An 11,937-nucleotide genomic window follows, 5' to 3' on the forward strand; every position below is an offset into this window, starting at 1 on the left:
AGATATCTCACATCCAAATTTTGACCATCATATAGATTCTGTGAATAAAATATTGGATGAAATTGGCAGCTCCAACAAACCCGTTATTATGGTGTTTAATAAAATTGACGCCTACAAACCAGAACCTTTTGATGAAACTGATCTAGAAATTGAAAGAACAGAAGCGAATTATAGCTTAGAGGAATGGAAAAGAACGTGGATGAGCCGAGTGGGCGATAATGCATTGTTTATTTCTGCTTTAAACAAACAAAATTTAGAAGAATTTAAAAAACGTATTTACAACGAAGTTCGAGAGATCCATGTAACCCGTTTTCCGTATAATAATTTTCTGTATCCCGATTATAACGACGAGGAAGAATAAAACCAATGATTATTTTAATTGAAGGAACTTTTACATGGTGGAAGTTCCTTTTTTTATTTTATAGGTTTTTAGGATACATTTTTTAACAAAACCATTAATTACTATAAAACTAAGGCTATAAATTAAAGTAGGTTCTGTGGGTATCTTACGACTCATTTTTTTAAATAAAGCGACAGCATCTTTTCATAACATAGCTAAGAATTTTTGGATTACATCACCTAAGTAATAAGTGGATGTTAATTAGCTATATACGTAATGCGTATAGCGTATGTATAGCGTATATATAGCGTATGAAAGCTATGGTAACTAGGTAGAAGAGCTATGTCAACCATATGGTTTCTTTGACTTAGCCCTAATATTTTTAAATACAATAATTAACACGCATGCAGTTGGGAATATTGCGTTGTTAATTTCGGCATGGAACAAAGAAATTTGAACGATTTTAAAAACGTATTTACAACGAAGTTCGAGAGATCCATGTAACCCGTTTTCCGTATAATAATTTTCTGTATCCCGATTATAACGACGAGGAAGAATAAAAAAAGCGCCAATTGGCGCTTTTTTTATGTATTATAATGTGTACTAGAAATTATAACTTAAACCAAAGGTGGTATAAACTTGTATAGAGTTATCTACATTGTCAAAGTTTGGCTGAGGATCCGTGCCTGCAGAGTCCCAATTACCGAAAGCATAATTTAAAGCTTCTTGCTTACTGTCTCTTAAACCAATCTCAAAACCAAGTCCTATCCCTTTCCAAACGGTATAGCTTAAAGAGTTAATCCAAGTCCAGTTGGATAAGTCGGAATCCTTATAACTCATAAAAGCCGAAAGATTGGTATTGAATTTTACACCTCCAAAAGAACGGTTGTAGTTAGCCACTACCTTTGCTCCAAGAGACGATTCGAAAATATCATTATTATCAGCAAATACAAAGTTGTAGTTTAAAGGATGAACCACCACCACTAAATTTTCTACTGGTGTCCATGTTACCCCAACTCCTAAATCTAAATATCCCGGATTGTTAAAGTTGTTAATAAGGGTTGTTCTATATTCCCCTAAAGTAGATGCAGCTAGATTTTTAGCTATTTTATAACCAAAAAGTGAAGTCACATCAAAAACATCGCTAGACTCTCTAAAGTTCTTATTGTCAGTTGGGTCATCTTTATCGTCAAATTTCACCCAACTTAGGTTAATATTGGCTGTATTGTACCAAAAGTACTTTTCTCTATCTAATTTGGCATGAGGGTTTGCAGTAATAGTTATACTTCCTGCAGAATTGTTAGGAGATCCTTGAGCATACCAGTTATTAAAATTAGAGAAACTTGCTCCAATAGTACCAAAGGCACCAAATTTCCATCCAGGGAATTGGTCTATTTGCTTTTGTAAAGCATCTACCTGTCCTTGAAGAGCACTAATAGAATCTTTTTTAGCTGCTTGTTCAGATTTTAATTCTTCTTTGGTTTGTGCCATTCCTGTTGAGATTGCGCCTACTAAAGCGAGGGTTGTAAGTAGTCTTTTAGTCATCATATGAGTTTTCATGGATTAAATTTTTAAAAGTCTGCAAATATATGGGATACAATAGATTAATCAAAATTAATTATTTTACTTTTTACTTTTTGATTTTTGGTTTCTTATATAAAGGAACTGAAGAACAAGCTTCGCCGTACATAATGGAAAGAGCTAGAGGTTTTAGCTTTTCTGCTATCATAATATAAGCGTTTCTTGGTACTGGCTTATTAGAGCAACCTTTTATAATAACAGGTTTGTTTTCAAAATCCTTTAAATCTAAATGATTGATAATGTCTTGGTAGATGGCTGTTTCCAACATATCTAAATTACCAATTATGGTTCGTTTAGAAATGGACTCCAATTCTAATACTAGTAACATATAGGCCCATGCAGGAATTATCGCATCAGTGGAGCAGGTTAGGGCTACAAATTGATCTTGATGTTGATTCCAGTCGTAATTCTTTACCTGTTCTCTAAAATCTTTTTCCCGTAACACAAAACCTTCAAAAAGCCAATCTTTTATGTCAAATAAAACACGTTTTCCATTCGGATAATAATCTTCTAAATCCAAGACTGCTAATTTGCTATTTGCAACTCTATTTAAAATCTCTTCTGCCATAACACAAAGATAAATGTTTTTATTGATAGCCTTCTGCTTGTAGCGAAAACAATTCGGAATATAAGGCTTGGTTGTTTATAAGTTCTTCATGGGTTCCAATTTCTAAAACTTTACCATGCTCAAGGACTAAAATTCTATCTGCTTGCCTAACGGTACTAAATCTGTGTGAAATTATAATGCTGGTTTTATCTTTGGTTAAACCAATAAAACGACCAAAAACCTCACTTTCAGCTCTGGCATCTAATGCAGATGTGGGCTCATCTAAAATCATAACTTCTGCATTTTTCATATAGGCTCTGGCTAGGGCCACTTTTTGCCATTGACCACCAGATAATTCTTGACCATTAACAAAACGTTTTCCCAACTGTTGATTGTAGCCTTCTTCTAACTCGGCCACAACATCATGAGCTAAACTTAGTTCTGCTGCTTTTTCAATTTTATCTTGATTGTCTATTTCGTCAATGTTTCCAATGGCTATGTTTTCTCTCACAGTAAATTCATATCTAAAGAAATCCTGAAAAATAACACCGAAATACTCTTGATATTTTGCAATGTTAAAACGATTAATATGGATTCCATCTAATAATATTTCGCCAGAAGTAGGTTCGTAAAAACGTAATAATAATTTTATTAAGGTCGTTTTACCTGCACCATTCTGACCTACAAATGCTAGTTTTTCACCTGCTTTTAGTGTGAAACTAATGCCTTTTAAAATGTCTTTTTCCGAATTTGGATAGGCAAAATGTACGTCTTTAAACTCAAAGCCTTTTTTAATATGTTTTGGTAGGGGTACATCTTCTTTAGCTTTTGGAACAATTGAAATGTCTATAAAATCGAAATAATCTTTTAAGTATAAGGCGCTTTCAGCAATACGCGTAAATTTTGAAAAGAAATCTTGCAAATTTCGTGTTAAACGATTGAATGCTCCAGATAAGAAGGTTAATTCACCTAATGTAATAACGCCAGAAAGGACTCTGTAAATAATAAAAACATAGGCTCCATAATAACTCATAGTACCTAATACATTAAACAAAAAACCTAAAGCAGAACGTTTAACAGCTAGCGATTTATTAAGTTGATAATATTCTTCAGAGAGGTTTTTAAATCGATCTACAACAAAATCGGTCAAGCCAAAAAGTTTGATTTCTTTTGCTGTTTTATCGTTGGCGCCAATAAATCGTAGATAATCTAATTCTCTACGTTCTGAAGTCCAACTTCTTGCCAACGAATATTGCTGTTGACTAAAACGCACTTCATTTATAAATGAAGGAATAATACTTAGTACCAATAGAATAATTAAATAAGGTTCAAAGTAAATTAAACCGGCTACAAGAGTGGCAATGGAAATGGTGCTTTGTACCTGCCCCAAAACGTTAGACATAAGTCCAACGCGACCAGAAGTTTGTGTTCTGGCACGTTCTAATTTATCATAAAACTCAGAATCTTCTAATAAACTAATATTAATTTGATTCGTTTTTTTGATTATGGTTATGGAGGTTGCAATGCTGTATTCGTCACCGAGTAATCCATCGGTTAATGAAATGGCCCTACTTATTAAATCGGATAGAATAATTAGGGCAAACTCGGCAGCGACATAGGTCCACAGCAATGAGTAATCTGGATACTCTAATGAAATTTGTAAAATAATTTCATCAATAATAAGCTTGCCTATCCATAAAATAATAACCGGAAGTAAAGCTCCAATAAGTCTACAGAACGCCGATAACAAAAAGAGTCTTTTATTAACTTTCCAAATCTCTTTAAAAAACCTAGGAATGTAAATCAAAGCATTAAACGATGATTTTATGCTTGTTTTCTTTTCGTCTTTTAAAGAAGCGGGCTGACGTCTTGCCATTTAAAATTTTTGTTAAAGCATTCCAAGTTCCAACTTGGCTTCATCACTCATTAAATCTTGGTTCCAAGGCGGATCGAAAGTAATTTCTACTTCGGCCGTTTTTACTTCATTTATCGATCTTACTTTTTCCTCAACTTCTAAAGGCAAGGTTTCAGCAACTGGGCAATTAGGTGTAGTCAGGGTCATTAAGATTTTTACTTCGTAATCTTCATTCACGAAAACATCGTAGATTAAACCCAATTCGTAGATGTCTACAGGAATCTCTGGATCGTAAATGGTTTTTATAACTTTCACTATTTTTTCGCCTAATGCGTTGGTGTCTATGATTGTTTCGCTCATCTTATTTTTGTTTTTAGTTAAGTTGTTTCTTTTAAAAAAATCTACAAGTAACAAGTCAACTAGTTTAATTGTGTTTGGTATGCAATGGCATACATTTTTAATTGTTTAATCATACTTACCAAACCGTTTGCACGAGTTGGCGATAAATGTTCTTTTAAACCAATTTCATCGATAAAATCGGTGTTAGATTCTATGATATCACTTGGTTTCTGATTGGAAAATACACGGATTAAAATAGCAATGACGCCTTTGGTAATAATAGCATCGCTATCTGCTGTGAAAACAATTTTGTTGTTTTCTAAATTGGCATGTACCCAAACTTTACTCTGACACCCTTTTATAAGGTAGTCGTTGGTTTTATATTGCTCATCGATTAAAGGCAAGGTTTTACCTAAATCTATCATGTATTGATAGCGTTCCTCCCAGTCTTCAAACATGGCAAATTCGTCAATAATATCGTTTTGAATGTCTTGAATCGTCACTTTTTATTATTTTATACAAAAATACAATTTGTATTATTCCTAATCAATTTTTTACTGTTTTTCGGCCAATCCCAAAAGGGTCGAAACTAAAGATGCAATATACTTATTGGGCTCTCCATTGTCGAACTCAGGGGTTGAATAGGTTTTACCTTGATAAGTAATTTGAACTCGCGCAATAGCAGCTGCATCTACAAATCTATGTTCCGTTGGTGCTTCTAAAGTTTTTATTTTTTCAAGATTTAGAGCTTTTACTTCTTTTATTAAATTGTTGATCTCTGTTTGAGAACAGGTTTTAATAGTAGGAGCAGAGCTTCTGTCTTTTTGAATGGACAACTTGCCATTTTCAAATATATACTTACTAAAAAACCCTCTAGATACTGCAGAATATTCAATGGTGTAATTAGTGTCTTGAGTCATTTTTTCTTCAGGATTTTTAGAAGCATTTATAAGAACAGCTTCCTTATTGGATAAAATTAAATTTTGGTTTTTAGTAGTAATGGATGTAACATTATTTAATGCAGCTAACATATTTCGCTCTATGTTGTTGTTAGCCTCCTGACAATGCATTCTAGTTGTAGCTAAAGAACCAAAAGAGATGGAATTTCCATCGAGTTTATAGGTTCCAGTAAATCTATTACAACCTAAAAACCCGGATACAGAGTTGGTGTTTTCATCAAACTGTATGGTTAATTCATCTGAAGCATAGTTGTTTTCTCCAATACTAGATACGTAATAGGTTCCAGAAATTACTTCCATAGCTTCTTTATTCGTTTCCATAGCGGCTACATCCTTTGAATTTCCACAAGACATAAAAGTGAAAATGCTTAATAAAATTGTAAAATATTTCATTTTGCTATTTTTTGTGTTAGGTTTTATAAGATACAAAAACGAAGCCAAAGTATTATGACAACATCATTTTTGCTTTTTTAACGCCGGCAACCAAAGTATCAACTTCTTCTTTTGTATTATAAAATGCAAACGATGCTCTAACTGTTCCAGGAATTTTAAAATACGCCATGATCGGTTGCGCACAATGGTGTCCTGTTCTAACCGCAACTCCTAATTTATCCAAAATGGTTCCCACATCGTATGGGTGAATTCCCTCTACATTAAATGAAATAACAGAGGTTTTATTCTTTAATGCCGATAGTTCTGGGCCGTAAATTCTTAAACCTTCAATTTCCAGTAATTTTTTGGTTGCATATTCTAAAAGTCCATGTTCATAAGTCTCAATATTATCGAAACCAATGGCATTTAAATAATCTATGGCTGCACCAAAAGCGATCCCACCACAAATGTTGGGGGTTCCAGCTTCAAATTTATGTGGCAAGTCGGCATAGGTTGTTTTCTCGAAAGTGACGTCGGCTATCATTTCTCCACCACCTTGGTAAGGAGGCAATTTATTAAGCCAAGCCTCTTTTCCATATAACATACCAACACCAGTTGGACCACACATTTTATGAGCAGAAACTACATAGAAATCGACATCGAGTGCTTGTACATCTGGTTTTATATGAGGACATGCTTGTGCGCCATCAATTAAAACAGCAGCGCCAACAGCATGAGCTTTTTTAATAATTTTCTCAATGGGATTGATGGTTCCTATAGCATTTGAAATATGATTTACAAAAACCAGTTTTGTTTTTTCTGAAAGTAATTTGTCATATTCTGTCATAACCAATTCTCCAGAATCATTCATTGGAATGACCTTTAAAATAGCTCCAGTTTTTTCGCATAACATTTGCCAAGGCACAATATTACTATGATGCTCTAAGGCTGATACAATAATCTCGTCATTTTTTTTCAAAAGGGAAGCAAATCCATGAGCCACCAAATTGATGCTTTCGGTGGTGCCTGAAGTCATAATGATTTCATGCGCATGTTTAGCATTAAAATGTGCTTGGATTTTATGTCTAGCTTCTTCGTATTTATCGGTCGCTTCCTGACTTAAAGTATGGACACCTCTATGGATGTTAGCGTTGTAATTGGTGTAATAGTCAACAATAACATCGATTACTTGTGTTGGAGTTTGCGAAGTTGCTCCATTATCTAGGTACACTAATGGTTTACCATGTACTTTTCTTGAAAGTATGGGAAAATCTTTTCTTATGGTTTCTATGTTGAACATAGTTTTATTTTTTAGCCCAGATTGAGGCATTTGTTGAAGCTTTTTTTATAGGGCTAACTTTTAGAAAGTTAGCCCTATAAAAAAAGCGACTGCCGAAAGCTGGAAATTGCTCCAAATAACTTATAATACGAAATACGTGTTTAAGGGTTTTCTTTATTACTCTTGAATTCGTGAAGCTACGATTTCAAGCGAATTTTTAAAGATCAAACCCAATATTTACACCTAATTTGCTAGCTATAATTTTAGTGATTCGTTGTTTAATTTCTGGAATCTTAACCGAACTTAATACGTTGTTGCTAAAAGCATACATTAATAAACCTTTGGCTTCTTTTTCAGGAATTCCTCGAGATTTCATGTAAAACAAAGCGCTTTCGTCCAATTGTCCAATAGTACAGCCATGAGAACATTTTACATCGTCTGCAAAAATCTCTAGTTGTGGTTTGGTGTTAATGGTTGCTTTATCGCTAACTAGGATGTTGTTGTTTGCTTGAAACGCATTCGTTTTTTGGGCTTCTCTGTTAACAAGTACTTTTCCATTAAAAACTCCAGTAGAATTGCCATCGTAAATACCTTTGTAATCTTGGTGACTTTCGCAATTGGGCTCAATATGATGTACCAACGTATTATGATCCACATGTTGTTTGTTGCCAATAATGGTAACTCCTTTTAAGGTCGAATCGATGCGCTCGCCATTCTGGTAAAAATTAAGATTATTTCTCGTTAATTTCCCTCCAAATGAAAACGTATGCACAGAACAGACACTTTCTTGCTTTTGGTTAATAAAGGTATTGTCGATTAAAGAGGCATTTTCGTTATCGTTTTGGATTTTATAATAATCAACAATTGCGCGTTTGTTTGCAAAAATCTCTGTTACACAATTGGTTAAAACAGGATTGTCTGTTAAACTTTGGTGACGTTCTATAATTTGAACATGCGAATTCTCGTTAACCACAATTAAATTTCGTGGTTGGTTCATTAAAGCAGCTTCATTTCCTGTTGAAAAATGTATAATTTGGATGGGTTTATCCACCATTTTATTTTTCGGAATCTGAATATAAGCACCTTCTTGAGAAAAAGCCGTGTTTAAAGAAGTCAAGCTATCTTTAGATGCGATTTTATTGAAATAATTGTCAATAATTAATTGGTATTTAGGTTTGTTTAAGGCCGAGGACATTAAACAAATATCCATTCCGTCGTGTGTGGTTTGCGAGAGGTGAGATGAATATTTTCCGTCTATAAATACAATTTTATAACTGTCAATTTCATGAATGAAATATTTCTTTACATCGTTGTATTCCACATCCTTTTCGTGTTTTGGAAACACGCTGTAATCATGTTTTAAAACACTGTTTAAAGAAGTATATTTCCAGTCCTCTTCTTTTTTAGTTGGAAATCCTTCGTTTTCGAATACTTTTATGGCTTCGCTCCTTACATCATGAATGCGCGAATCTAAATTCACTTCATTTTCAAATGCTAAAAAGGAGGATATGAGTTTGTCTTTTAATTCCATTTAATTAAGTTTTCAGTATTCCGTGGCAGATGTCAGTACGTATCAATCTGTTAAAGAATGCTGTTTGCTATTTTACATTTTGAAAGCTTGGTCTTTCGCTTAATCAGTTATGAGTGAGCCTGTGCAAACTGAAACTGATCAATACAGCGAACTGATTTAAGCGTCTGCTTTCTCTTTAATCCAATCGTAACCTTTTTCTTCTAGCTCGTGTGCAAGTTCTTTGCCACCAGATTTTACAATTCTACCATTATGTATAACATGGACAAAATCTGGAACGATATAATCTAAGAGACGTTGGTAATGCGTAATTATAATTACGGCATTGTCTTTACTTTTGAATTTATTAACTCCGTTTGCTACAATACGCAAGGCATCGATATCCAAACCCGAATCTGTTTCGTCCAAAATGGCTAACTTAGGTTCTAACATGGCCATTTGGAAAATTTCATTACGTTTTTTCTCACCTCCAGAAAAACCTTCGTTCAAGGAACGAGATAAAAATTTTCTGTCGATTTCCAATAATTCAGATTTTTCGCGAATAAGTTTCAACATCTCATTGGCAGGCATATCTTCTAAGCCTTTGGCTTTACGAGTTTCGTTGATGGCCGTTTTTATAAAATTGGTTACAGAAACTCCGGGAATTTCAACAGGATATTGAAACGATAAAAAGACGCCTCTATGAGCACGCTCATCTGGGCCTAATTCGTCTATGCTCTCATCAAACAAAAGAATTTCCCCTTCTGTAACATCGTAATCTTCTTTTCCTGCAATTACAGAAGCTAAGGTGCTTTTTCCAGAACCATTTGGTCCCATGATGGCATGTACTTCTCCAGGATTTATTACTAAATTAATGCCTTTTAAAATGGCTTTATTTTCAACACTTGCGTGTAAATTCTTAATTTTTAACATAATTATATATTCAAAAAATTACAATTTTAAGCTTTATTATCACTTAAAATAATACTTGGTTTTGGGTTATTTTTCAGTTCCTAAAATAATATCTTGTTTATTAGGATCTGGTTCGCTAATATTTACAATTTCTTTAATTTCTATTCGGAAAGGCCAGCCTTCCTCACCTTCAGGTTTTTGGATGATTTTCCCTCTTATTTCAACAGGAACCATATCTGTGTCTGCTTTCTTGTAAGCCTTTACCTTATTGTCTAGTTCGTGCATTTTTTCGTCAATGACTACTCCATAAACTTCGTGAGGCGTTTGTAATACGGCACCGTCAGCAAAATACACGAAATCTCCTTTTAGCAAGGTGAGTCCTTTTAATTCAACTTCGGTGTTGTCCTTTTCGGTAGCAACAGATTCATCGTTGGAATTGTTTTTACAGCTATAGAAGCTTGTAAGAGCAAAGATTAAGATTAATAGTTTTTTCATAATTAATTTTTAAAAAAACGAAAATTCATTTTAGTTATATAAGGGTTTCAAACCTTTCAAGGTTATAAAATTTTAACCAACAGATCCTTCTAGCGAGATTTCCAATAGTTTCTGAGCTTCAATAGCAAATTCCATTGGGAGTTTATTTAATACATCTTTACTAAATCCGTTTACAATTAATGCAATGGCTTTTTCTGTATTGATACCACGTTGGTTGCAATAGAAAAGTTGGTCTTCTCCAATTTTACTAGTGGTCGCCTCGTGTTCTATTTGAGCTGATTTATTTTTGACCTCAATGTATGGGAAAGTATGTGCACCACAATCATTACCCATAAGTAAACTATCACATTGCGAGAAGTTACGGGCATTTTCTGCATTAGGTCCAATTTTCACCAATCCTCTATAAGAGTTTTGAGATCTACCAGCAGAAATTCCTTTAGAAATAATGGTCGATTTCGTGTTTTTACCTAAATGAATCATTTTGGTTCCGGTATCCGCTTGTTGAAAATTATTGGTAACTGCAATGGAGTAAAATTCCCCTACAGAATTATCGCCTTTTAAGATGCAGCTTGGATATTTCCAAGTTACTGCTGATCCAGTTTCTACTTGTGTCCATGAAATTTTTGCGTTTTTCTCGCAAATCCCTCTTTTGGTTACAAAATTGTAAACACCACCTTTACCTTCGGCATTTCCGGGATACCAGTTTTGTACGGTTGAGTATTTTATTTCTGCGCCATCTAAAGCGATGAGTTCTACAACGGCAGCGTGTAATTGGTTTTCATCTCTACTTGGAGCCGTACAACCCTCTAGGTAGCTTACATAACTATCTTCGTCTGCAATTAAAAGTGTGCGCTCAAATTGACCGGTTCCACCTTGGTTAATTCTAAAATATGTAGATAGTTCCATCGGACAACGAACTCCTTTAGGAATGTAGCAGAAACTTCCATCACTAAATACAGCAGAATTTAAGGCTGCATAATAATTGTCTTTTTGTGGAACAACGGTTCCTATATATTTTCTTACTAAATCCGGATAATCTCTAATAGCTTCGCTTATCGGACAAAAAATAATGCCTTTTTCTCCAAGGGTTTTCTTAAAGGAAGTGGCTACAGAAACGGAGTCTATAACAATATCCATGGCAACCCCAGCCAATTTTTTTTGCTCGTCTAACGAAATACCAAGTTTTTTAAATGTATCCAATAATTCCGGATCTACTTGGTCCAAACTATCGTATTTAGGTTTTGTACTTGGTGCGGAGTAGTAGGAAATAGCTTGAAAATCGGGTTTTATATATTTAACATTGGCCCAATCTGGCTCTATCATTTCTTTCCAGGCGCGAAAAGCTTCTAAGCGCCAATCGGTCATCCATTGTGGTTCTTCTTTTTTTAACGAAATCGCTCTTACTACGTCCTCGTCTAAACCTATAGGGAATGTTTCCGACTCAATATCTGTAAAAAAACCATATTCGTATTCTTTGGTTTTTAGTTCTTCTCTTAAATCGTCTTCAGTATACTTGTTCATGTTACTTAAAATAATTATTTATAAAAAGTCTTCCTTTTTGGAAGACCTGCCTGTCTATAGGCAGATTTATCTGTGCTTATAGTGAAAATGATTCACCACAGCCACAAGTTCTATTGGCATTGGGGTTTTTAAAAACAAAACCTGCTCCATTTAACCCTCCAGCATATTCTAGAGTGGTACCAATAAGGTATAAAAAGCTTTTTTTGTCGACAATAATTTTAATACCATTG

General features: G+C 34.2%; 12 protein-coding genes and 2 pseudogenes. 2 read left to right on the forward strand and 12 right to left on the reverse strand.

The window, feature by feature from the left end:
* Together VKY47_RS08770 and VKY47_RS08775 are read left to right on the forward strand one after the other, a co-directional pair.
* Positions 1-361 (forward strand): annotated as a pseudogene (locus tag VKY47_RS08770) (GTPase HflX); the annotation flags it as partial.
* A gap of 388 nt (positions 362-749) precedes the next feature.
* Positions 750-900, forward strand: a pseudogene (locus tag VKY47_RS08775) (GTPase HflX); the annotation flags it as partial.
* A 43-nt stretch (positions 901-943) separates the two neighbouring features.
* Here VKY47_RS08775 and VKY47_RS08780 read toward each other — a convergent pair.
* The 12 genes from VKY47_RS08780 to VKY47_RS08835 all read right to left on the reverse strand — a co-directional run.
* Entirely contained in the window at positions 944-1,900 is a 957-nt protein-coding gene (locus VKY47_RS08780; protein WP_414731220.1) for a DUF3078 domain-containing protein, read from the reverse strand.
* Between the two features lie 70 nt (positions 1,901-1,970).
* On the reverse strand, positions 1,971-2,489 hold the full coding sequence (locus VKY47_RS08785; RefSeq protein WP_324312086.1) for a DUF2480 family protein: 519 nt from the start codon (positions 2,487-2,489) through the stop codon (positions 1,971-1,973).
* Between the two features lie 19 nt (positions 2,490-2,508).
* A complete protein-coding gene (locus VKY47_RS08790) occupies positions 2,509-4,344 on the reverse strand; it encodes an ABC transporter ATP-binding protein (protein ID WP_324312088.1) in 1,836 nt (611 codons plus the stop codon).
* A gap of 12 nt (positions 4,345-4,356) precedes the next feature.
* Positions 4,357-4,683, reverse strand: coding sequence for an iron-sulfur cluster assembly protein (locus VKY47_RS08795; RefSeq protein WP_324312089.1), 327 nt, complete (start codon positions 4,681-4,683; stop codon positions 4,357-4,359).
* 59 nt (positions 4,684-4,742) lie between these two features.
* On the reverse strand, positions 4,743-5,165 hold the full coding sequence (locus VKY47_RS08800) for a SufE family protein (RefSeq protein WP_324312091.1): 423 nt from the start codon (positions 5,163-5,165) through the stop codon (positions 4,743-4,745).
* A gap of 51 nt (positions 5,166-5,216) precedes the next feature.
* A complete protein-coding gene (locus VKY47_RS08805) occupies positions 5,217-6,014 on the reverse strand; it encodes an META domain-containing protein (RefSeq protein WP_324312092.1) in 798 nt (265 codons plus the stop codon).
* A gap of 52 nt (positions 6,015-6,066) precedes the next feature.
* Positions 6,067-7,293 (reverse strand): aminotransferase class V-fold PLP-dependent enzyme, encoded by a 1,227-nt coding sequence (locus VKY47_RS08810; RefSeq protein WP_324312093.1) that lies wholly within the window; start codon positions 7,291-7,293, stop codon positions 6,067-6,069.
* A gap of 196 nt (positions 7,294-7,489) precedes the next feature.
* A complete protein-coding gene (gene sufD / locus VKY47_RS08815; protein ID WP_324312094.1) occupies positions 7,490-8,803 on the reverse strand; it encodes a Fe-S cluster assembly protein SufD in 1,314 nt (437 codons plus the stop codon).
* 156 nt (positions 8,804-8,959) lie between these two features.
* Complete coding sequence (gene sufC / locus VKY47_RS08820; protein WP_324312096.1) at positions 8,960-9,712, reverse strand: Fe-S cluster assembly ATPase SufC; 753 nt, start codon at positions 9,710-9,712, stop codon at positions 8,960-8,962.
* Positions 9,713-9,778: 66 nt separating this feature from the next.
* Positions 9,779-10,186, reverse strand: coding sequence for a hypothetical protein (locus tag VKY47_RS08825; protein WP_324312098.1), 408 nt, complete (start codon positions 10,184-10,186; stop codon positions 9,779-9,781).
* A gap of 72 nt (positions 10,187-10,258) precedes the next feature.
* On the reverse strand, positions 10,259-11,707 hold the full coding sequence (gene sufB / locus VKY47_RS08830) for a Fe-S cluster assembly protein SufB (protein ID WP_324312099.1): 1,449 nt from the start codon (positions 11,705-11,707) through the stop codon (positions 10,259-10,261).
* A 76-nt stretch (positions 11,708-11,783) separates the two neighbouring features.
* Positions 11,784-11,937 (reverse strand): HesB/IscA family protein (locus VKY47_RS08835; RefSeq protein WP_324312103.1); only part of this gene is annotated, 154 nt, incomplete at its 5' end.

This window comes from Xanthomarina sp. (assembly GCF_035306705.1).
GTDB lineage: Bacteria > Bacteroidota > Bacteroidia > Flavobacteriales > Flavobacteriaceae > Xanthomarina.